20 protein-coding genes are annotated in these 21,895 nt (G+C 39.4%); 11 read left to right on the top strand and 9 right to left on the bottom strand.

What is annotated here, in order from left to right; genetic code table 11:
• Nucleotides 1–103: 103 nt before the first annotated feature.
• A complete protein-coding gene (locus tag AB7942_RS28650) occupies nucleotides 104–1,816 on the bottom strand; it encodes a fibronectin type III domain-containing protein (RefSeq protein WP_369449491.1) in 1,713 nt (570 codons plus the stop codon).
• A gap of 247 nt (nucleotides 1,817–2,063) precedes the next feature.
• On the opposite strand from AB7942_RS28650, the gene AB7942_RS28645 reads away from it, so the two are divergent.
• From AB7942_RS28645 to AB7942_RS28635, 3 genes are all read left to right on the top strand, one after another.
• Nucleotides 2,064–2,573, top strand: coding sequence for a DUF2179 domain-containing protein (locus AB7942_RS28645; protein WP_369449490.1), 510 nt, complete (start codon nucleotides 2,064–2,066; stop codon nucleotides 2,571–2,573).
• 99 nt (nucleotides 2,574–2,672) lie between these two features.
• Nucleotides 2,673–3,266: a YdeI/OmpD-associated family protein gene (locus AB7942_RS28640; protein WP_369449489.1), complete on the top strand. Its 594-nt coding sequence runs from the start codon at nucleotides 2,673–2,675 to the stop codon at nucleotides 3,264–3,266.
• Between the two features lie 28 nt (nucleotides 3,267–3,294).
• A complete protein-coding gene (locus AB7942_RS28635) occupies nucleotides 3,295–3,441 on the top strand; it encodes a hypothetical protein (RefSeq protein WP_369449488.1) in 147 nt (48 codons plus the stop codon).
• Nucleotides 3,442–3,553: 112 nt separating this feature from the next.
• Here AB7942_RS28635 and tagU read toward each other — a convergent pair whose 3' ends face one another.
• Complete coding sequence (gene tagU, locus AB7942_RS28630) at nucleotides 3,554–4,486, bottom strand: polyisoprenyl-teichoic acid--peptidoglycan teichoic acid transferase TagU (RefSeq protein ID WP_369449487.1); 933 nt, start codon at nucleotides 4,484–4,486, stop codon at nucleotides 3,554–3,556.
• 771 nt (nucleotides 4,487–5,257) lie between these two features.
• Nucleotides 5,258–6,631, bottom strand: a complete 1,374-nt coding sequence (locus AB7942_RS28625; protein ID WP_369449486.1) for a sigma-54 interaction domain-containing protein — start codon at nucleotides 6,629–6,631, stop codon at nucleotides 5,258–5,260.
• Between the two features lie 276 nt (nucleotides 6,632–6,907).
• On the opposite strand from AB7942_RS28625, the gene AB7942_RS28620 reads away from it, so the two are divergent.
• The 5 genes from AB7942_RS28620 to AB7942_RS28600 all read left to right on the top strand — a co-directional run bounded on the left by AB7942_RS28620 (nucleotide 6,908) and on the right by AB7942_RS28600 (nucleotide 12,434).
• Entirely contained in the window at nucleotides 6,908–7,990 is a 1,083-nt protein-coding gene (locus tag AB7942_RS28620) for an aromatic ring-hydroxylating oxygenase subunit alpha (RefSeq protein ID WP_369449485.1), read from the top strand.
• The gene (locus tag AB7942_RS28615) at nucleotides 7,983–9,434 is read left to right on the top strand and encodes an aldehyde dehydrogenase family protein (RefSeq protein WP_369449484.1); all 1,452 of its coding nucleotides are present in this window, start codon (nucleotides 7,983–7,985) and stop codon (nucleotides 9,432–9,434) included. Before AB7942_RS28620 ends, AB7942_RS28615 begins: the two co-directional genes overlap by 8 nt.
• A gap of 17 nt (nucleotides 9,435–9,451) precedes the next feature.
• Nucleotides 9,452–10,543 carry a tartrate dehydrogenase gene (locus tag AB7942_RS28610; protein ID WP_088089897.1) on the top strand — a complete coding sequence of 364 codons (1,092 nt, stop codon included), beginning with the start codon at nucleotides 9,452–9,454 and terminating at the stop codon, nucleotides 10,541–10,543.
• Nucleotides 10,544–10,782: 239 nt separating this feature from the next.
• Entirely contained in the window at nucleotides 10,783–10,971 is a 189-nt protein-coding gene (locus AB7942_RS28605; protein ID WP_088089896.1) for a DUF3311 domain-containing protein, read from the top strand.
• Nucleotides 10,968–12,434: a sodium:solute symporter family protein gene (locus tag AB7942_RS28600; protein WP_369449483.1), complete on the top strand. Its 1,467-nt coding sequence runs from the start codon at nucleotides 10,968–10,970 to the stop codon at nucleotides 12,432–12,434. Before AB7942_RS28605 ends, AB7942_RS28600 begins: the two co-directional genes overlap by 4 nt.
• Nucleotides 12,435–12,887: 453 nt before the next feature.
• On the opposite strand, the gene AB7942_RS28595 is transcribed toward AB7942_RS28600, so the two are convergent.
• The 3 genes from AB7942_RS28595 to AB7942_RS28585 all read right to left on the bottom strand — a co-directional run bounded on the left by AB7942_RS28595 (nucleotide 12,888) and on the right by AB7942_RS28585 (nucleotide 17,231).
• A complete protein-coding gene (locus AB7942_RS28595; RefSeq protein WP_369449482.1) occupies nucleotides 12,888–14,387 on the bottom strand; it encodes a sodium:solute symporter family protein in 1,500 nt (499 codons plus the stop codon).
• Entirely contained in the window at nucleotides 14,387–14,590 is a 204-nt protein-coding gene (locus tag AB7942_RS28590; protein WP_098932560.1) for a DUF3311 domain-containing protein, read from the bottom strand. Before AB7942_RS28590 ends, AB7942_RS28595 begins: the two co-directional genes overlap by 1 nt.
• A gap of 418 nt (nucleotides 14,591–15,008) precedes the next feature.
• Nucleotides 15,009–17,231 carry a glycerophosphodiester phosphodiesterase family protein gene (locus AB7942_RS28585; protein ID WP_369449481.1) on the bottom strand — a complete coding sequence of 741 codons (2,223 nt, stop codon included), beginning with the start codon at nucleotides 17,229–17,231 and terminating at the stop codon, nucleotides 15,009–15,011.
• Nucleotides 17,232–17,717: 486 nt separating this feature from the next.
• On the opposite strand from AB7942_RS28585, the gene AB7942_RS28580 reads away from it, so the two are divergent.
• The gene (locus AB7942_RS28580) at nucleotides 17,718–18,359 is read left to right on the top strand and encodes a hypothetical protein (protein ID WP_369449480.1); all 642 of its coding nucleotides are present in this window, start codon (nucleotides 17,718–17,720) and stop codon (nucleotides 18,357–18,359) included.
• A 253-nt stretch (nucleotides 18,360–18,612) separates the two neighbouring features.
• Here AB7942_RS28580 and AB7942_RS28575 read toward each other — a convergent pair whose 3' ends face one another.
• On the bottom strand, nucleotides 18,613–19,296 hold the full coding sequence (locus AB7942_RS28575) for a hypothetical protein (protein ID WP_369449479.1): 684 nt from the start codon (nucleotides 19,294–19,296) through the stop codon (nucleotides 18,613–18,615).
• 220 nt (nucleotides 19,297–19,516) lie between these two features.
• On the opposite strand from AB7942_RS28575, the gene AB7942_RS28570 reads away from it, so the two are divergent.
• Nucleotides 19,517–19,729: a hypothetical protein gene (locus tag AB7942_RS28570; RefSeq protein ID WP_088089890.1), complete on the top strand. Its 213-nt coding sequence runs from the start codon at nucleotides 19,517–19,519 to the stop codon at nucleotides 19,727–19,729.
• 130 nt (nucleotides 19,730–19,859) lie between these two features.
• Here the strand turns inward: AB7942_RS28570 and AB7942_RS28565 are convergent, their stop codons facing one another.
• Complete coding sequence (locus AB7942_RS28565; protein ID WP_335398009.1) at nucleotides 19,860–20,384, bottom strand: hypothetical protein; 525 nt, start codon at nucleotides 20,382–20,384, stop codon at nucleotides 19,860–19,862.
• A 275-nt stretch (nucleotides 20,385–20,659) separates the two neighbouring features.
• On the opposite strand from AB7942_RS28565, the gene AB7942_RS28560 reads away from it, so the two are divergent.
• Nucleotides 20,660–21,283, top strand: a complete 624-nt coding sequence (locus AB7942_RS28560; protein WP_369449477.1) for a DUF6944 family repetitive protein — start codon at nucleotides 20,660–20,662, stop codon at nucleotides 21,281–21,283.
• 313 nt (nucleotides 21,284–21,596) lie between these two features.
• On the opposite strand, the gene AB7942_RS28555 is transcribed toward AB7942_RS28560, so the two are convergent.
• A partial coding sequence (locus AB7942_RS28555; protein ID WP_369449476.1) for a VOC family protein occupies nucleotides 21,597–21,895 on the bottom strand: 299 nt, incomplete at its 5' end.

Below are 21,895 nucleotides of genomic sequence, written 5' to 3'. Positions count from 1 at the left end.
TGTTCAATACAGAGATCATCTTCTTGAAACTGCCTAGGTCTTTTTTAAAAATGTCCTTTACAACGGGTACACTTTACCAATACCAGGCTTTTTGTTTTCTCTTTTACGGTCTTGCGCTTGAAACAGCGGTCCAGCCACTGTACACTTTTACAGTGCCGACCAACTTGTAGGACCTTGCTTTATAATAATAGGTTCTTCCTTTTGTCAATCCAGTATTGGTGTAATACAGGGAGGTCGTAGTTTTGACAAAGCTGTATGTTCCGATGCTGGAAGTCGCCCTATACACTTCATACCCGCTTGCCCCTGTTACCGCACTCCAGGTTGTTTTGATGCTTGTTGAACTGTATCTTGCTGCCTTGAAATTAGTTGGAACGGACGGGATTGGTTTAGCTGAAACCACTGTGGTATAACCGCTGTAAACTTTGGTTGTCCCGACCATTCGGTACGCCTTGATTTTGTAATAATATACTTTGTTGGTAGAAAGCCCTGTGTTCGTGAAGCTCGTTGCGGTCGTGGTTTTACCGACTAAGGAATACGTCCCCGTTGAGGAGGTTGCACGGTATACTTCATACCCGCTTGCTCCGCTGACAGCCGTCCAGCTTGTTTTGATGCTGGAATATGAAGCGGATGCTGCCTTGAAATTAGTTGGAACGGACGGGATTGGCTTGGCTGAGACCACTGTAGTATAACCGCCGTAAACTTTGGTTGTCCCGACCATTCGGTACGCCCTGATTTTGTAATAATATACTTTGTTGGTAGAAAGCCCTGTGTTCGTGAGGCTCGTTGCGGTCGTAGTATTACCGACTACAGAATACGTCCCCGTTGAGGAGGTTGCACGGGATACTTCATACCCGCTTGCACCGCTGACGGCCGTCCAGCTGGTTTTGATGCTAGAATAAGAAGCCGATGCTGCCTTCGGAGAAGCTGGGACCGCTAGTACTGGCTTTGCGGAAACAACCGGGCTGAATGCACCGTAAATCTTTTCGCCATTATCAAATGTAAAATAAGTCTGGATTTTATAGTAATACGTTGTGCCAGTATTCAAGCCTGTGTTTGTGTAATAGGCAGTAGGATCAGCGATACTGGTAATTTTCGTAAAGGTTCCGTTGCTAGATGTTGACCTGTAAATGTCATAACCATCGACGCCTGTTGCAGGAGTCCATGTCAGCTTTATGCTATTATAGGAGCTCGCTGTCGCTTTCGATGTAACGACAGGCTCAAGATAGGATGGGTCAGTTGTAAACCACTTATAATTGATTGCACCCGTTGACTGGTTCACGCCCGTACTAATCCTGATCACAGGGAGGTCGGCTGACTTTTTGACAAGAATCCCATACCATACTTCGGACGCTGATGCTTCACGGTCTAAATTAACACCGTTTTCATCCAGTCCTGCTAATTGGTCTGTAAACGAGGCGGTTGCAATTGGGGTGATTTTCTCCCCGCTCTTTGTATAGAAATTATAATCGCTCCGAATGAGATCAGCGCGCATTAAGGATTTTTCCGGCCCGGAGATATAGGACATATCAAAACCCATCAATATCCACTGTTCATCCGCTGCCGGATCCTGGTTGGATCCATCTTCAGTTTGGATGATATCGTTGGCATCTTCACCAAAATACATATCAAATTGCTGTAAACCCACCACTTTAGATGTGTCAGAACTGGATTTCTGCAAAGTGAACTCGTGATAATCCCATGCACTGTACGGTGTTGCTCTGTCCCCTATTGCTGCGAAAGCTTTTTCTGGAAGTAAGGAGACGGCTAATAAAAAGAAAAAGGACAATAAAAAGATGGTAACCTTGCTGTTTCTCATAATTTCCCCCTAGATAGGATATTTTCGGTATAGATAACCTATTTATCTCTTTTTTTACAGGCGCATCTATCCAATCTTAATTCTACAAGGTTTGAGAAAATCTGACAATATATCATTTTTATTGAAATTTTTGGTAGCGGAAACGTTAAATATCTTCTATCCTATTAAAGTAAGAATAACACTATTTTATTTAGATTAAAAAAGATAAAATAAAGTGTATTTTAAATATGACGATAGAGGTGCCAAAGTGAAAGAGATTCTTTTGATTTTGCTGTTACAACTGATTTATGTACCTATATACACGCTAAGAACAATCTTTTTGGTTAAAAATATAACCGTGTTAGCATCGATATTAGGTATTGCAGAAATGTTAATTTATGTTTTTGGCCTTTCTCTCGTATTTGGTGGAGATCAAAGTTTTGCATCAATGGTTGTTTATGCAGTTGGCTTCGGGTTAGGAATTATACTTGGGACGAAATTGGAACAAAAAATAGCTATTGGTTATATAAACGTAACGGTTAATACACAAGAAAAAAATAGTAATTTGATAGACACATTACGACAAAATGGCTTCGGCGTTACTTTATATACGGGTGAAGGTCGAGACAGTGAACGTTATCGAATGGAAATATTGACAAAGAGAAATAGAGAAAATGAACTAATTGCAACTGTGGAAATGTTTGAACCTAGTGCGTTTATTATTTCATATGAGCCAAGAAGATTTAAAGGCGGTTTCTTATTGGACCGACTTCGATAGATGAATTGAACACAACGAACTGTTGTGTTTTTTATTATTTAAAAAAAACAGATTATAATTTAATACTCGGGCCAAAAATTGAAGAGGGGGTGTTCCTTGATGACGAGTAATAGAATGAATCCTAAGGTTGATGAATTTTTAAGTAAAGCTAAAAAGTGGAAGGAAGAATATGAGAAGTTGAGAAATATCCTTCTTGACTGTGAGCTGACCGAAGAATTTAAGTGGATGCATCCTTGTTACACGTTTGAGAAAAAAAACATAGTTTTAATCCATGGATTTAAAGAATATTGTGCGCTTCTGTTTCACAAAGGCGCCTTATTAAAGGATGCCCAAGGGGTTCTAATCCAACAAACGGAGAATGTACAGGCGGCACGCCAGATTCGGTTCACGAATGTTCAAGAAATAGTTGAAATGGAATCCATATTGAAAGCCTATATTTATGATGCCATTGAAGTTGAAAAAGCCGGTTTGGAAGTGAATTTTAAAAAGAATACAGAATTTATAATTCCTGAAGAACTTCAAAATAAATTCGATGAAATCCCTGCCTTGAAAGCTGCTTTTGAAGCATTGACGCCGGGACGGCAAAGAGCATACATACTTTATTTTTCCCAACCCAAACAATCCAAAACTCGAGAGTCAAGGGTTGAAAAATATATGCAGCAAATTCTCAATGGAAAGGGATTAAATGATTAATATTCGATGAACTAACAGGTGCTTCTTCATGAATTCCTTTATCACAAAATATGATATTGATTGGGGTGCCATGTCTGCAGCTACTGTTTTATCTGTTATTCCTACGCTTATTTTGTTCGCATTTGCGCAGAATTACATCGTGGAAGGTATGACACAAGGCTCTGTTAAGGGCTAAACGTAGGGACTCAATGAAGTCCCTACGTTTAATTCTTCAAATAAATGGGTTGAGAGCAATATGTATGAGAAAGCTGAATGGAGAAACTCTCCATTCAGCTTTCGTTTTTACTTTATAAGTCTAGTTGTGACTTTAATTCGTTTTGAACTCTTTGTTTTTCTTCTGCTGAAACCAATCCATAATAGATGTTATTAATCCTTGTTCCTTCTTCTTTTAGCTCCATTTGCTGAATGGATGTTTCTACATCTTTATATCCTTTTTGTATAGCTACCATTTGATCAAAAGTAAGGTTCGTTTTTACATTTTTTCCAAGCACGGTAAAAATATCGGAATACTTCGTTAAACTTGATAGGCTCGCCCCTTCTTTGACTACACCTTCAATAATTTGACGTTGTCTAGTTTGGCGGCCAAAGTCGCCTCTAGGGTCTTGTTTTCTCATTCTTGTATAGCTTAAAGCTTTTTTACCGTTTAGAGCCAATTCCCCTTTTGGAAAATGGAATCCATCTTGGGTGAAATCTAAGTCATTCTGGACCTTTACGCCGCCAACTGCATCGACCATATCCGTGAATCCTTTCATGTTAACCTCTATAAAGTAGTCAATTGGAATATCAAGAAAGTTTTCGACTGTATCCATGGCCATTGGAATACCACCAAAAGCATAGGCATGGTTAATCTTATCCTGTTTCCCTTTTCCAACAATTTCAGTTCTTGTGTCACGTGGAATGCTCAGCATTTTTACGGATTTATTGTTGGGGTTAACTGTTAATACAATCATTGTATCAGAGCGGCCCGTGTCGCCTTCTCGCTCGTCCACACCAAGCATTAATACGGAAAAAGGATCTTTTTCCTGGAGTGATACAGGTTCCTCGCGTTTTTCAGAGTGTTTTCGTTCAATCGGCTGATGCATCGTAGCAACCGCATTTTTAAAAGATTTATATACAGTAGACCCGTAAACTCCCCCGCCAATTAACATGATTAGAAGGATTGTGCCGGTAACCTTTACCCATTTTCTAAGTTTCCTTTTTTTAGTTTTTTTAGCTCTCATCGTAAGCCTCCCAAAAATTACATTTTGTTTGTAATGATTTTTTAAAAAATTAGCTTGAGGGATAAATCAAAAATATCCATATTAATAAACTGACGTTTTCCACTGGAATTTGTAGTTGGTCGTTTGGATATTAAAATTTAATAGAATAAGATAATGCAGCAAATTCTAGTCCGCATATAGAATTCGTAGAAATTGTTTGAAATTTGCCCGTTTTTTGTTGGTTTTGTCAAAATGTGTAGAATTTCCTATGGGATATGGTTTATAAAAAGGGTATTGAATGAATTAAGTCACAGTATCTAGGTCAACAGCAACGGTGGTTCCTTTTTAAAACACTTATTGTTGAAGACAGCTATCGACATTTTATTAGGCATTTTGAGGGTGGAATTTAGGTATGGCGCGTGCTGAGGCCACTTTTAATCACACGTTTGTGTAGTAGGGAAAAAGGAGGGAATTAATAGAATAATGGAAGTTCAAGAGAAACCTAGCTGATTTTGTGGAAAATAGAGATATTTCCTGCGGAATTTTCAAACGGTTCTCGACAATCTTTTTTTCTTGCTTGGCAGGGGAAATACCTATAGATCAGTGCTTAGAGCTGTCCAATACCGCCGTATTAAACTTGGATTAGATTTAAAAAAGGCAAAACGCGGATCGCTGCCAGTCGGTAACAGAAGACCATAGGGACGGTTTTTGTGGAAGGCATTAACCTCATTAAAAACGATGAGAACCGTCCCTGTGGAACCTACAAGTCCAATCTAAGAAAGTCTAAGACGCTCAGTTATTCATCAAATCCTCGCAGTACTCCCGGATTAGTTTCGAGGCTTTCGTCTGGCTGATATCGAGGTCTTTTGCGACTTTCCTGGACGATTTGTGAGTTTGGTAAGCTCTTCTAATTAAGAACCGCTTTGTTTCGTCAATCGCTTTATCGAGTGAAGTGGGGAGAGCGAGCTGGGTGACTTGTTCAACGTTGTCGGTGATCATATCAGGCAAGTCGGCCACCTGGATGATTGAGTCGCTAATGACGACTAGCCGTTCAATCAAATTTTCGAGCTGGCGTACATTTCCCGGCCATGAATAATGGATTAATATATTCAAGCATTCTTCTGAGATGACTTTGTTGTCATGGTACTTTTTATTGAATTGGTGTAAAAAGTTGTACGTGAGCGGAATGATATCTTCCTTGCGCTCACGCAGCGGCGGCAGGTGAATGTCGATCACATTCAGCCGGTAAAATAAATCTTCCCGGAATCTTTTGTCATGGACCATTTCAATTAAGTCCCGGTTTGTTGCGGCGACGATGCGGATATCGACTTTTTTCAATTCGCTGCTGCCGATTGGAATGAACTGTTTATCTTGGATCACTTGTAAAAGCTTTGCCTGCAGAGCGAGCGGCATTTCCCCAATTTCATCAAGAAAAACTGTGCCGCCGTTCCCAGCTTCGATTAACCCCGGTTTTCCGGTTTTGTTTGCTCCGGTAAATGCCCCTTTTGAATAGCCGAATAGTTCAGATTCAAGCAGCTCTTCAGGAATGGCCGCGCAGTTAATCGTCAGGAACGGGCCGCTTTTCCGCTTGCTAATCCGGTGGATGTAATGGGCGAGAACGCCTTTTCCTGTTCCTGATTCTCCCTGGATTAAAATCGTGGAATCCGTTGGCGCCACTTTTTCGCAAAAAGCCAGGATTCGATTGATTTTGCTGCTATTAGTAATGAACTGGCCCGCTTCATCTTCCGTTTGAGTGGTTGTTGACTCACCACTTATTCCATTTACTTTTCCCATTTTATATGTCTGCAATTCGGTCGATGTGATGACGACGAGTTCGATTTCCCCCTCGTCATTTAAGATGGGAACCGCCGACGTCATCAGTTCAGCGCCGATATACGTCTGTTGCCTCATGTAGCAAGGCTTTTTACTTTTATACACTTCCGGCACAATGGACGGTTTCCAGTAGCCTTTTTCAAATAATTCGACATTGTATTTGCCGATGACATCACTCGGCTTCAGCCCATAATGGCGCTCACAGACCTTGTTCACATAAAGAATCCGCTTTTCACCGTCGAGGACGAAAATTTCATCGGAGGAATGATCGAGAATTTTTAAAAGAGATTGAAGCGTCAACTCAATATTGCCTGTTGCATCAGGACTTTTCATAGAATGATCCTCTCTTTTCAAAAGGTAATGAGTTAATTTTGACAAAAATGTGACTATATCGAGTCAATTATAACTCAAAATGACAGCGCTTTTAATAAAAATCGAAAATATTTGTGTGTTTGCACTGTTTTGAAAAGTTGGCACACAAATTGCATATATAAGATTAACAAGCTGCAAAGCTAGTATGTCATTAATTGTTGTACTATTTTAAATATTTAATAAGAGTCTTTGCCAGCAAGTACTTAAAAATCATTTATTTATGAAGGAGAATGAATAATGGCTTATAACACAGTAGAAAATGCATCTAATCGAACATTTGAAAGAACATTGACTTATGATAAATACACAGATCCGAAAGTACTTGAAAAAGAAATGGATCTTGTTTTCTCTAAATCTTGGCAACTTGTGGGTCATGTCAGTCAGTTAGAAAAAGTAGGTGCTTTCTTTACGACGGAAGTAGCTAATGAACCGATTATTGTGACTCGTGGCCAGGATGAAGTCATCCGCGCTTTTTATAACGTCTGTCCGCACCGTGCGACAAAGCTTGAAAAAAATGAGTCAGGTAAGAAGAAAATTTTACAATGCGCCTACCATGGCTGGACATTTAAATTAGATGGGCAATTAAACAAAGCACCTAACTTTAAAGGTGAAGATGCAGCTTGTGTACAAGACGCTTGTTTACGCTCAGTCCGCATGGAAATCTTGGAATCTTTAATCTTTGTCAACTTGGACGATAACGCGAAGCCGCTTAGCGAATCTTACGGCGATTTCTTCGACCGCTTGAGCAAATATCCGTTTTTAAGTGAGTTAAAAAGAACAAACCAAACATCACGGGTGATTAAAGCGAACTGGAAAGCGTTTATTGACAATTATTTAGAGTGTGATCACTGTCATGTCGCTCATCCAAGCTTCGTTGCAGCCCTTGACATGGATGATTATCAAATCATTACCTGCGAAAATTATTCACTACAAGGCTCCATTGTTAAACCGGATAAAAATTATGGAACAGTCGATTTAAATCAGGCGGAAATGCAAGGCGGATCTTTCTTCTGGCTGTGGCCAAACCTAATGTTGACCATTTATCCGGGACCTGGCAATATGGCGACGATTCAATTGGTGCCGATTGATCATGAAACAACTTTGATTCTTTATACTTATTATTTCCGTGATGAGAATTTGACTCAAGAAGAAAAAGACTTAGTTGCTTTTGCTGAACAAGTTCGCCTGGAAGATGTGGAACTTGTCGAGTTAGAACAAATCGGTTTCCGCTCTCGTGCATTTAACAAAGGAAGATATTCGTCTTCAGAAAAAGCAATTGTACAATTTCATGAAATGGTATTGGAGGCCCTCAATGAGTAATTTAGCGAATGAAGTAAAAGCGAAGAAGCAGTTTCTGATGATCAATGGCGAAAAAGTAGCAACAGCAACATATGCTCCTTTATACTCCCCGTATTCTGGGGAAGAAATCGCTCAAATTGCGATGGCAGATAAACACCTGACGGTACAGGCGATTGCGGCGGCCTACCAGGCACGCGCAAGTATGGCGAAAATGCCGGCGTATCAGCGGGCGGAGATTTTGGAAAAGGTTGTGGCGCTTTTAAAAGAGAAAGCGGCCGAAGCGGCTGAAGTGATTTCTCGTGAATCAGCTAAACCAATTATGTTCGCGAAAGCGGAAGTGGCTAGAACGATTGAAACGTATAAGTTTGCGGCTGAAGAAGCAAAAAGAATTCACGGAGAAACTATTCCTTTTGACGCAGCCGTTGGCGGCGTCGGACGAATTGGTTACACGGTTAGAGAGCCGATTGGGGTGATTGGAGCGATCACACCGTTTAACTTCCCGATGAACCTTGTTGCTCATAAAGTCGGGCCGGCGATTGCGGCTGGCAATACGATTGTCTTGAAGCCAGCATCGCAAACACCGCTGTCTGCCCTCTTTATCGCGGAAATATTTGAAGAAGCGGGTCTCCCAGCGGGAGTATTAAATGTAGTAACTGGTCCCGGCGGCACAGTCGGGGACGCAATTGTCGAAGACGACCGTGTAAGCATGGTCACATTCACAGGTAGTCCGGGCGTCGGCATCGGCATCCGAAGCAAGGCAGGTTTGAAAAAGACGACACTTGAACTCGGTTCAAACGCGGCATTAATTATCGACAAAGATATTGACGTCGATTCCATTATTGACCGCTGCATCATGGGGGCTTTCTCTAACCAAGGGCAAGTATGTATTTCCCTGCAGCGTGTATATGCACATGAAGATGTGTATGAAGAATTTGTTGCGAAGTTCACTGAAGCAGCGAAGAAACTGAAAATCGGCGACCCGCTTGATTCGGACACATATATTTCCGCTTTAATCTCTAAAGGGGAAGCTGAACGTGTCCTAGGCTGGATCGAAGAAACGAAAGGCAGCGATGCAACGATAGCTACGGGCGGCAAACTTCAAGATGGCGTTCTTCAGCCAACAATTATTACAGATGCGGACCATTCGTTAAAAGTTTCTTGTCAGGAAGCATTTGCACCGGTTGTCGTTGTAAACAAAGTGAGTTCAGTTGAAGAAGCGATTGAGCAAGTGAATGATTCCCGCTTCGGATTACAGGCTGGAATTTACACAAACAATGTAAAAAATGCTTTATACGCTTCACAGGAATTGCATGTGGGCGGCGTAATTATTAATGACGTGCCGAACTACCGTGTCGACCAAATGCCATACGGCGGTGTGAAAGAAAGTGGGACAGGCCGTGAAGGAATAAAATACGCTGTGGAAGAAATGACTGAAATGAAATTGGTCGTTTGGAACCAAGGCTAAAAACGAGGGAGATCATTGTGAAGCAATTTAAAATAGCAGTTATCGCAGGTGACGGCATTGGCCCTGAAGTCATTAATGAAGGGGTCAAAGTATTAAATAAAGTGGCTGAACTTGATGCGGGTTTCCAATTTAATTTCACTTACTTTCCATGGGGATGCGAATTTTATGCGAAAAATGGAAAAATGATGGATGATGATGGAATTGAACAGCTGAAAGAGTTTGACGCGATTTATTTGGGAGCAGTTGGGTTTCCCGGTGTCCCGGACCATATTTCCCTATGGGATTTGTTGTTGAAAATCCGAAAAAGTTTTGATCAGTATGTTAATATTCGGCCCGTGACGCTGTTAAAGGGGGCTCACTTGCCACTTGTGGATGTGAAACGCGAAGACATCGATATGCTGTTCATTCGTGAAAACAGTGAAGGCGAATATTCAGGCGCAGGTGACTGGCTGTTTAAAGGGCAGGAACACGAAGTCGTTTTGCAAAACGGTGTATTTTCCCGTAAAGGCACAGAGCGAATCATTCGTTACGCGTTTGAAACGGCGAAAAAAGAAGGAAGATCGCTGACGAGCATTTCTAAAGGAAACGCCCTTAATTACTCAATGGTTTTCTGGGACCAGGTATTTGAAGAAGTGAGCGCAGACTATCCTGAAGTCAAAACTGCAACTTATCTCGTCGACGCGGCGGCGATGCTGATGATTAAAGATCCAAAACGCTTTGAAGTCGTTGTGACATCGAACTTGTTCGGCGATATTTTAACGGATTTGGGTGCGGCGATCGCTGGTGGAATAGGGCTCGCTGCTGGAGCGAATATTAACCCGGAAAGAGACTTTCCGTCTATGTTTGAGCCGATTCACGGATCAGCTCCTGATATTGCAGGACAGCAGATTGCCAATCCGCTTGCCGCTATTTGGTCCGCAAGCCAAATGCTCGACTTTTTCGGCTATGAAGCATACGGAAAACTAGTGTTGGATGCGATCGAACAACTTTTGGTGGAAGATGAAGTTTTGACACCTGATATGAATGGAACTTCTACTACATCAGACGTAGGAAACCGTGTAGTAGACCTGATGAAATCTTTAGTTTTTTCTCAAAATGTGAAAAGCTGATAGACTGATAGATTCATCTGCTGTATTAGGTATTACATAAAAGGTCTCAATTCGGCCTTTTATGTAATACTCATTTCATTTTTGTTTTCAAAAATTTAAAGCGTTTTCAAACATGATGCTAAACTCACTTGTTTTTATATTACCAATACTCTACTCTAATAGAATTCGGTGAATTCGAAATAAGCAGAGAGTATAAAGTCTGAAAATTCATACTAAATTTCGTGAGGGGGAATATCTGAGTGAAAGTTTTAATTTGGATCCTAGCAATAATTCCTATTATTGGTGCGTTCACAGTCGTAAACCGTATCGAGCCGTATATATTTGGGTTACCCTTCATTGTTTTTTGGGCGACTGCCTGGCTCGTTTTAACTTCATTATTTTTGTACATTATTAATATTCTGATAGATAGACAGGAGGGAATTAAATGAATAGTGCTATCTTCATTCTCATAGCTACTCTTCTTCTTGCTTTCTATTTAGGTGTCCGTGCCCGCAAAGGACAACAGCTCGAAGAATGGGCCGTAGGCGGCCGTAATTTTGGTTCTATCACCATGTTTGTGTTAATGGCTGGTGAAATTTTTACAACGTATGTGTTTCTGGGAGGAAGCGGCGGATCCTACCGAATGGGAGGACCTATCATTTATATCTTCAACGCCTTCTGTTATATTGTGCCGTTCTGGATTTTGCCTCCTATTTGGCGTTATGCCAAAAAGCATCGAGTGATTACTCAATCTGACTTTTTTGCAAAGAAGTATGATAGTAAACCACTCGGGTTATTAGTAGCCATTGTCGGGGTCGTTTCGATGATTCCTTATATCGTTTTACAGTTAAAAGGACTTAAGATCATTGTATCAGAGACTTCATATGGTGCGATTTCACCGAATTTAGCGGTGTGCATTGGGGTGGTTGCTGTCACGATATTTGTGACATTGTCTGGTATTCACGGTTCAGCCTCAACAGCCATTTTAAAAGACATTCTCCTTCTCGTTGTGATTCTATTTTTAGGTATTTATTTGCCGTATCACTACCACGGCGGAATAAAGCCGATGTTTGAAACATTGGATAAGGCAAAGCCGGAGTTTTTATTAATTCCTAAAGAAGGATACAGCATATCCTGGTATATTTCGACATGTTTAACGATCGGATTAGGGCAATATATGTGGCCTCAATGCTTTGGTGCAAGCTTATCATCTAAAAATGAAAGGACACTGCGCCAGAATGCTGCTATTTTGCCGCTTTACCAAATCATTTTAGTATTCATTTTATTCATTGGCTTCACAGCCCTTTTACAAATTCCAAATTTACAAGGAGCAGATACAGATTTAGCTCTCTTTAAGATCGCAAAAGCAACATTCGATCCGTGGGTGGTCGGAGTCATAGGAGCCGCCGGTATCTTAACCGCACTTGTTCCGTGTTCGATGTTATTACTAACAGCCTCGACGATTTTATCGAAAAATATATATAAGGCGATCAAACCGAATACCACCGATGAGCAAATTGGACGATACACGCGTAGGTTTGTCCCGATTGTGGCACTAATCGCTTTATTTTTCACTTTTTTCGGTGGAAACAGTATTATTGCCTTGCTGATCATGGCTTACAGCTTTGTGCTGCAATTATTCCCTCCACTGCTTTGCAGCTTATGGAAGAAAAACCCTGTAAACAAAACAGGCGCATCTGCAGGAATTATAGCCGGTGTCATCATGGTCGCTTATGTAACCATAACCAGTTCAACTATGGGGACGTTCTTTCCGGAAGCCCCTTCGTTTATAAAAGATCTTGATATCGGTATAGCGGCCCTTGTCGTTAACATTGTTTTCATGTTCGCGGTCAGTGCATTTACTAGAACATCAGTGAAAATAGAGACAGGGATTGAGACAAAAGCTGTATAACTGTTTTCGAATAACAGCCTTTATCCTAACGGGTTCACTTTATAGGTGCAAACAAGATGCAAAAGGTTGAACAAGAAGCGTTAAAAGTTTAGTTTAAAAAACCTAATCACTTATCTCCAACTAACCTACAAAGGATGTTCCTTTGTAGGTTTTTTATAAATACAGGAATTTACAATACCAAAGCAAAATTCAAAGAAGGACACCAGGCAACCTCAAGTGCGGTAGCAGGACCATGTAATCTATGCGACCGTAGCATATAGCGGCTAGGACTCCGAACGAGTAAGGGTTAAAATAATGAGCAAAAAAAATAAGAGGGGCTTCGTCCTTTTTTGGATTGTGCCCGCTCTTTTAGCTATAAGATGTTAGCTATAATTTTCGAATAAAGAAGCCTCTTACTTTAAAGATGAAACTCAGCATTGAAAGGGCCACCCACTGGGGGCTAAAACGCCCCCATTATGCGCCTGTTCTAAGTTTTGATTTTACAGATTTTGCTGGATTAAACAAATACTCTTTTACAGAATTTGTTTGATGTTTCGCTTTTGCTGCGAAAAAAGGATTCAAAATAATAATGGATAATAAGTTGGCTGATAATCCCCAAAACCCTTCATAAATACCAAATGAGCTGTTTGTTCCGTATACTGTAAATGTTGTTGCTAATCCCACGAGTAATCCAATAATTGTTGCCTGTTTCGTTTGATTTTTCCAGAATAAGCTGACAACAATCGCTGGGAAAATTTGCACCATTCCTGAAACACCTAAGAGCTGCAAAGATACTAGTGCTGTAGGGAATAACAGTCCAAATAATAATGCAAGACCAATGACAACAAACACCATGGAGCGAGTGACGAGAGTTAATTTAGCGCCTTTTACGTTGGGATTGATTAAATCGCGATAAATGTTGTTTGCAAATAAGTTTGAAGCACCGATGGCCATAATCGAGCATGGGATTAAAGATGCTAAGGCAATTGTTGAATAAGCTAAACCTTGTCCAATACCGCCGTATGAAACTTGGATTAGATTTAAAAAGGCAAAACGCGGATCGCTTCCAGCCGGCAAGACATGGTAAGCCACAAAACCAAGGAAAATAACTAGAATTAAGACCACATTATATAACGGCAAGAACATGGAATTTTTTCGAACGGCATCCGCACTTTTCGCTGTGAATACTCCTGTTGCTCCATGAGCCCACATAAATAATGCCAAGGCAGAGACAAGTGATGCGGTCATGAACCATGGAATACCTTTAGGGCCAGATGTAGGAATCGTCAGTAATTGCGGTGATTCCTTCACAAGTGTATCAATCATTGGGCTCCAGCCGCCAAAATGGATAATCGGAAGAGAAATCACAAGGAATAACATAATCGCCCATACGAGAACATCTTTAATGATGGCTGTATAGGTAGGGCCTTTGATTCCGCTAAAGAATGTAAAAAGTGCAACAAGTAGGAATGACGTAATGACGACTACCTTCACATTAATATAACCTGTTCCAGCGACTTGAAGCGTATCTTGAATCCCGGCTAACTGCAAATCAATATACGGGATGAGCATTAATACGCCTACTATAGCAATAATAGAAGAAAGAAGTTTACTGCCAAAACGCTCCCGCGCATAATCGGCCAGTGTGGTTAGCTTAAATTGATTCGCTACTTTCCAGAGTTTAGGAAGGTAAAAGTAAGAAACAAAATAGGCTAAAATACAGTAAGGGATAGCAAAGAATGCAAGACTTCCAGCTGCGTAGGATGTACTTGTTAGTCCTAAAAATGTATATGCTGTGTATAAATCAGCGCCTATTAAAAACCAAACCAGCAATCCGCCAAAGCGTCTGCCGCCAACAGACCATTCCTCTACTGAGCTTCGTGAAGATTTATTTCTCCCTGCTATGAATCCAATCAAAACAACGGTCAAGACAATGAATACTGTGATTAACAAAGCTGTTAAATTTCCCTGCATTAGTCAAGACTCCCTTCTGATTTTTGAAGTTGATAAATGCCAAATGTGCATAAAGGTGTTAATACGATCCATAAAAAGAACCAAAATTGAAGGAAGGGTAATCCTAAAATAATCGGGTCCATTCGATTGACGAAAGGTAGTACGGCTAACTGAGAAATAAAAGGGAGTATTATTAATATAAATTTCATGAATTTTCTGCCCATTTTAAGAACCTCCTGATGATCATAGTAGATTTTTACTATAAATGAATAGTAATATTACCTCTATGATAGTATTGTTAAATAATTTTACATGTACGTTATACTAACAATTTTTCCAAGAGATTACAAGTGAATTTTTTAATAATTTGTAAAATTCTAATTAACAAACTATTGTTCTTTATTGGGTTTATTTTGGATTAATTATTATTTAATTAAATCATTAGTAAAATATGTGATGCATTTTATGTTCCGCGGACTTCCTACAAAGAAGGGATAGCCCAGACCCTTGAGTTCATGTCCTCTCGCAGAACGTAAGGAAATGTTTTGATATTCGCTTGAAAAAAGCACCAGGCGGCGGCCCGGTGCTTCTTAGTGTTGATAAAATCAAGGAGACAGTCTCCTGGTTTTCGGTTACTATTTTTTAATCTTCAAGCTGGAAGGTTTGGCTGAAATGGACTTTTCCGTTTTCATCGCGGATTTCCACTCCTGCTTGATTTTTTGCTGGATCTACATGGAACACACCGAAGTTGAAGAAGTTTCCTTCCGCATATAAGCGTTCAGGGCCGAAGGTAGGATCCAATGTACCAGGATTGATTTTTACGGCTCCAATTGGACCGCTGATTAATTCGTGATAATCTGTTTTGCCGTCATGATTGGCATCATATTTGATGACTTCGGCAAAATGGACATCAGTTGTGACGAAATAAACGTTTTTGATTCCTTTTTCAATAATAAAATCAGAGATTTTTTTGAACTCGTTCTCATATCCTGTTAGATCATTAGGGTTTACTTGATTTCCATTTGCCCATCCATCCCTGGCAGTTGCTTTTCCAGTCGGAACGGAGATTGGCACGGAAGTCGCGACAAATTTAACCTTGGCATCTGATTCGAGAAGCTGCTGTTCCAGCCATTTTACTTGTTCTTCGCCGAGCATTGTTTTATCAGGTCCATCTGCCATGGTGTTTGGAGAGCGGTAGCCACGGTTGTTAAGAATGATCATATCCATTGATTTACCCCAAGAGTACTTGTGATAAAGCTTGTCCGCTGAACTGCGTTCACTTGAAATGGGCCAATAATCCTTAAACGCACCCAACCCCGCTTGCGTCAACGGCTGGGAAGGACCTGAAAAGTCATTGGTCACTTCATGATCATCCCAGATCGCAAACGTTCCTGTTTTCTGTAAAAGGCTGCGTAATCCCGCATCCGTACGGTTCTCCTTATATTTCGCCCAGAAATCCTGAACAGTTTGAGAAGGAGGGTTAGGAACAGCCGGTGTCTTATTATCAGCATAGATGGTATCCCCGCTGAACAGGAAGAAATCTGGATTGATGGCTGACATCGCTTTGAAAGATTTATATGGCGGTATCTCTCCCTGGCCGCCCGTATCTCCACCCCAAACGATTGACATTGGCTTTAAGCTGTTTTCTTCTGGTGCCGTTTTGAATGAACCATTTACGGTATACTGGCTTGAAACCGCATGGGCCCGGTAATAATATTTGGTATCAGCCTTTAATCCGTTAACCTCTACATTTACCGTATAATCATGCGCTACATCTGCACGGCTTGTTTTGACGATTGTATCGTGTTTAAAACTGCTGTCAGTTGAAATTTCAAACTGAACTCTTGCCTCTACATTGGTGCGCGCCCATAAAATCGCTGATGAATCCGTTACATCTCCGCTTGCCACTCCATGTGAAATATACGGCTTTTCCAGTAAATCAACAAGCTGGTCCGTATTGTTTGTGAACTCCCCGTCCACACCAAGGGAAAGCAAGGAAACCATATCGTCCTCTGAATTGACTGTCCATGGATGCACTAGAAGCTGATTCTGATGAGCTGCTTCCATTAGTTTCGGTACAACAAGCTCCTTACTAGGACCTACGCCGGCGGCATAGTCAGAGATCCGTTTCATTTCCTGGTATACATCCTTGCCCGTCAGCATACTTCCTGAATACAGTTGAATCAGCTTTACATTAGGGGCAAGCGTTTTTAATTTACGAAGGCTTTCCTCGCTAAATGATTCGAGAAAAAGCTTTTCGTCATCAAGTACATTGGTTTCTTTCAAGATTTCAATTACTTTCTCTTCCATCCCTGGATATACGTTTGGCGCTTTTGTTTCCATGTAAAGGCCAACTTTTCCGTTCCCATGTTTTTTAACAAATTCAATGGCTTCCTTGAGTGTCGGCACATGCTGTCCGATGTATTCAGTTTTCGCCATGTTTGGATAAGTTTTATTAAACCACGACCCTGCATCCAGTCGGCTGATCTCTTCAAGAGTAAAATCCTTTACCCGCCAAGGTGCCCGGTCTGGATAAAGTTCCTTTGCATTGGTTGTTCTCGCCAGCGTTTCATCATGCATGGCAATCAACTGACCATCTTTCGTCATTTGTAAATCGAATTCCACATAATCGGCTTTCATCGTCATTGCCTGCTTATAGGCTGCCAATGTATGTTCCGGACCGTACGCAGATGCCCCGCGATGGGCAATGACTGCAACATCAGAGGTAATTGGACGTAATGTAGATTGTCCATTATCAGTAGCTGAATTTTGAATTGGGTGGGCTAAAACGGCCAAAGGGGCTCCTGTAGTAACCGAAAGAGACAACGTAGCTAATCCAGCAATCAAACTCTTTTTCATTTTCATTTCCAATCATCTCCTATAAGTTTATGTATATCGTATTTAAAAATATAGGAGAATTGTAAAGTCGCTATTGATAGAATGTTAATGTTTGGTAAAACGGACAAAAACAGTACCTTTTTCTTATAATAGACTTTTAAAATAGATCTACTTTGCATGAAAAATTACCTATAATAGCTTAAGATCAGGCATAAAGCTGAATGGGGATAATATCCATTCAGCTTTCGTTTTATTCTATAATTCTAGTTGTGACTGGTAACAAATAGAAGGTAATTGTGCCCGTGAGCACAGAAAAAGGGAGTCAGCGGTAACGATTAATAGTTAATACTATATCCCATCTCGAAAAATATAGTTTTTTTACAAAAGATGATCTATTTGCAAGGTAAGTTAAATAGACTACCAAATTCTGTTTTTGTTTCTACCCCCATAAGATATTTTGGTTCGTTCGTATTCTATTAGTATGAACACACAAAAAAACACGAGGGGTTTAACATGATTAAAATAACTAAGGGAGCCCTTGCAATGGTATTAGCAGGATCTGTTACGTTTTCTGTCGCCAACGCTTTGTTAGGTCAACCTATTAAACAATTAACAAAAGAAATAGCTTTACCTATATCGGCAGACCGAAAAAAAGCGGATGTAATCAACCCAGCAGAAAAAAAGGACAAACCTCAAACACAAGCAGCTAATGTGAAGAACCATGATATTGCTGTTATCCAAGTCTCTTTAAAAAATAGGAATACCAATGATACGGCAGTAGCAGCCGTTCAACAAAATAGAGAAAAATCCAGCGATCGAACGACAACTAGCGTTGCTAATCCAAGAGGGACCACAACTACAAAGCCTGTTGCAAAAACGATACCTGTAAAAAGCACAAAAGCACCAACAACAACGAGAAAACCCACGACAACGAAAACGGCTGCAACAAGTGCAACCACAAAGCCTGCCGCACCAACGATACCTGCGACAAGCGTCAAAGCACCACCCACAACGACACCACCTTCTACAACAAAAACTAATACAAGTGGTGCAGCCACAACAAAAACTAACCGTGGACAACAAGTTTCTCAAGCAGCTAAAGAAAAGGCTGCGAGCCAAAGCGATCAAAAAGAAAACAACGGAAAGAAAATGTAATTCTTTCAAAAAGTATCACCAAATGCTGGTAACTAGTTCCGTTGCCTATCGCAAAACGTGAATTTGTAGCTGCAAATGTATAGTAAAATGTATATGAATTTGCACCGCATTTTGCGGTGCTTTTTGATTATAAAAATAAATAACTCAGTCCAATTTTTGAACTGAGCTGCTTCAATATTTTAATTCAAAGCTACTTCAACTAACGCACCCGTTAGTGTAAGTACATTTTTTCACAATCTTGAATGTCCATTGGTTAAAAATTGTATCTAAAAGTATAATATTTTCTGCTTCCATCTCTCTTCATAATTGTTGTTTTATAATCCACACCTTCATTTTTCTCTTTTAAGAGAGAGTCCATTTTTTCTTCACTTATATTGTAATGCCTTTTATTTAAAAAGCCGACACTTCTAATTGTTGGATGTTCTATTATCGGAGTTAAATCACCATCAATCACATTTGTATCAACAAACCGAAAATCAATTAACTTAGGGAATTGACTTAAAAATGATAAATTTTCTAGGCTTCCACAAGAATTAAGGGAAAGTACCCGAAGATTTTTAAGAGAGAAGAATTCTTTACTTGGAACGAATTTCTTTGAGTTATTGATATGTAAATACTCTAAGGTATCAGCTAATTTGGATATACCGTTATCATTTTCTAATTTACCGCAATAATCTAGTTCTAACCTTTTTATTTTACTCAGTTTTTTTATGCCAAGGAAATTTTGTATATTAGACCAGATTAGGTTTAAAAAGACAAGGTTTTCAGGAATATCAGCAAAATTACATAACTTACTTTTTTTATAATGCCAAAGGATTAAATACTCAATGTCCTTTACTATGTCTTCCTTTAGCTTTTCTTCTTTTAAATTAAGTTGAAGAAAGAGATTGTTGGGGATTTCGTCAAACCAAATTGTATTATTCCTCCAGTAATCCATCGTAAAATGCCCCTTTTTATTTTCCGTTTTTTCTTCGATTTTACCATTTTTCCTTATTGCACTAAACTGCTTCGTTAGTTCAACAAGATTAAAGCAGTATTGTCAAACGTATCTGTAATAAAATGACAAATTTATGAATCTGGCGAAAAACTCTTTTCAATTTCAGTTTTAATTGATATTATTCCTATTAGAGCAGTAGGAATAGTGGGTGTTTTCAAAAATGTCTTTGTATGAAAAATTACCAAGTGATTTTTTGATTCAATTTTATTATGAAGTGAAGAAAATGATTTCAAAAGGATTAGTTTCTAAAAATATGTACTATGAATTAGGACTAATAATTGCAGCTGCGTCAAGAAGAGGGATACTATTGGATAAGCCAAAAGATTATGAACAACACATTGTCCACGAATTATTAATGGAATTAAGTAACTAGAATTCCGCCGTGATTGAATAAATAGTTAATCGTAAGAGGTCTTCCATTAAACAAACAAAAAAGCCACTGATAAAAATCAGTGGCTCTCTTCAACTAAAGCTCCCGTCACTTCAAGAAGGTAAGTCATATTTCAAGTGATTTCTTTTATAATAATTTCTAATGTATCACCGTCAAGTTCTAACTCTAGTTGATTATCCCAATTTAGAAATTCATCACATGTAATTAATAACTTATTCTTAGACCAACCATGAAATTTAATTGTGTCCATTTTAATTGGACTTTTCACTGGTATCGTATCTTTTATTGATGATTCTATTTTTTCAATGCTATAATAATCCGCTATTATGAAATCCCCTGATGGTGTTACTGTTAAACATTGATATTGAGGCTGGGATTCATATTCCGTTAATTCTCCGCTATCACTATCAACTTGAAATAAGTAATCGGAAGTAAGGACAAGAACTGTTTTATACTTCTTTGATACTGCAATATCCCGTGGTGAACCTCTAAACTCACCACACCATTCATTAAAATCCTCGTCTTCAAATTTTACCCAAGTCCAATTTGGAGAATTCCATGAACTTGTTATGTCATAAATTCTCTCCTTGTACTGTCCCGAAAAAGGTTGATTTATTATTTCTGCTTTGGTTATCACAAGTCTTGTCCTCCAAAAAAGGGTGGTATCTCATAGATATTCGATATAATAATTCCTTATCCTTCTTCAAGTAACCTGCCAGTTCCTTAATAAGAAAAAGAAATTCCAATGACAACCCATGATCTTCAATTTACGCAGCCCCTCAATACTTGGGGTCTTTTCTAATGAAGAAAGTTAGTTTTAATAATTAGGTACACATTCGGACCTTAATTCATAATACTACGATAAAGGTTTTTTCTTATATACTTAAAGCTTGTGGCAGGTTGGTGGTTAAAATGGGAAGCGAATCTAAAGCAATAGTAGGTTCTGTGCTAGTATCTGTGGGAACAATAACAGCTGCAATTGGTTCTATGCCGTCCAACTATATAAAAAGTAACGTACGTGATGACTTAATTCTATTGGGAAACGTTTTACAGGCTGAAGGAAATGCTATTGATGCGGGGGCAAAAGGGACTGTCCTTAGGTCAATTGGAAAAGAAATTACAGCAAGTGGGAATCTTACTGTCATTACAGGACTGGTTTTTGACATCAGGAAAGAAGCATCCTATAAATTATTCATTACAGGGAACTGGATACAAGCTTTAGGTTTAGCGGTTAATATTGGAGATGCAATTGATCTCCCTCCCTTCCCAGGCCAATCCGAAAACATTGTAGGAAGCATAACACAATTTATAGGAAACTCACTACAGGCAATAGGATGGTCAGAGGCACTAAAAAATATTAGAAAAGATGAAAATGATAATGAAAATAAACAAAAAAAGATAGGCTATTATTATGAGGACTATTATAAAAAAAATAATGGACAATCCGAATCCGAATCATTGGTAGCAACAGGTAGTTGGATCCAAGCAATTGGTTCTGTCATTTCAGTGATTGGAGTAATAAAAGAAGTAACCTAGGACAATTAAGTGGAAAGAAAGTAGGGCTTAAATCACACCTAACTTTTCTTCAGCCAGCTTTATAACCGATTCATCAAAACCAGGTTTTCTTTGTTTCGATTAAATATCTTACGTTTTCCATTTAGATAAAACCCCTTCACCAAAAAATCCTTCATTATTAATTCAATAACAAATTAAACATTTCTTTCTTCAAGTAACTGCTTCGTTAGCGTAACAAGAAAAGCGACTGTTCTTATTGAACAATCGCACCCGATAGTTTAAGAAGAAATCTTTAACGTTGGAGATCTAAATCATTTAAAGTCCCATTCAATATTTATCTGATTTTCTCCGCCAACTCTAAAATAATTCCCTCTGGACCACGAACGTAGCATAACTTATAACTTTCTTCATATTGCTGTATCTCACTAAAGATTTCCGTTCCCTTCTTTTTCAATTTTGCAACAATAGCTTCAATATCTTCAACAGCAAAGCAAATATGTCGGATACCCAGCGTATTTGCAAAAGGTTGCTGAATATCTTTTTCATCTGACGGCGAATAAAATTTGACTAGCTCTATCCATGCCTGACCATCTGGCATCCCCAATCCTACACATGCCGTTTTAACATCATTAA

This window comes from Neobacillus sp. BF23-41, from assembly GCF_041106275.1.
The sequence above is the reverse complement of the archived record's forward strand: the minus strand, read 5'-3'. Positions and strand labels throughout refer to the sequence as shown.

Bases quoted from the DNA above. Each gene is read 5' to 3' on its own strand.
- AB7942_RS28635 (WP_369449488.1), top strand. From the start codon at position 3,295: ATGAATTCCTTTATCACAAAATATGATATTGATTGGGGTGCCATGTCT.
- AB7942_RS28620 (WP_369449485.1), top strand. From the start codon at position 6,908: ATGGCTTATAACACAGTAGAAAATGCATCTAATCGAACATTTGAAAGA.
- AB7942_RS28625 (WP_369449486.1), bottom strand. From the start codon at position 6,631: ATGAAAAGTCCTGATGCAACAGGCAATATTGAGTTGACGCTTCAATCT.
- tagU (WP_369449487.1), bottom strand. From the start codon at position 4,486: ATGAGAGCTAAAAAAACTAAAAAAAGGAAACTTAGAAAATGGGTAAAG.
- AB7942_RS28560 (WP_369449477.1), top strand. From the start codon at position 20,660: ATGGGAAGCGAATCTAAAGCAATAGTAGGTTCTGTGCTAGTATCTGTG.
- AB7942_RS28615 (WP_369449484.1), top strand. From the start codon at position 7,983: ATGAGTAATTTAGCGAATGAAGTAAAAGCGAAGAAGCAGTTTCTGATG.
- AB7942_RS28650 (WP_369449491.1), bottom strand. From the start codon at position 1,816: ATGAGAAACAGCAAGGTTACCATCTTTTTATTGTCCTTTTTCTTTTTA.
- AB7942_RS28585 (WP_369449481.1), bottom strand. From the start codon at position 17,231: ATGAAAATGAAAAAGAGTTTGATTGCTGGATTAGCTACGTTGTCTCTT.
- AB7942_RS28640 (WP_369449489.1), top strand. From the start codon at position 2,673: ATGACGAGTAATAGAATGAATCCTAAGGTTGATGAATTTTTAAGTAAA.
- AB7942_RS28580 (WP_369449480.1), top strand. From the start codon at position 17,718: ATGATTAAAATAACTAAGGGAGCCCTTGCAATGGTATTAGCAGGATCT.
- AB7942_RS28595 (WP_369449482.1), bottom strand. From the start codon at position 14,387: ATGCAGGGAAATTTAACAGCTTTGTTAATCACAGTATTCATTGTCTTG.
- AB7942_RS28570 (WP_088089890.1), top strand. From the start codon at position 19,517: ATGTCTTTGTATGAAAAATTACCAAGTGATTTTTTGATTCAATTTTAT.
- AB7942_RS28590 (WP_098932560.1), bottom strand. From the start codon at position 14,590: ATGGGCAGAAAATTCATGAAATTTATATTAATAATACTCCCTTTTATT.
- AB7942_RS28575 (WP_369449479.1), bottom strand. From the start codon at position 19,296: ATGGATTACTGGAGGAATAATACAATTTGGTTTGACGAAATCCCCAAC.
- AB7942_RS28600 (WP_369449483.1), top strand. From the start codon at position 10,968: ATGAATAGTGCTATCTTCATTCTCATAGCTACTCTTCTTCTTGCTTTC.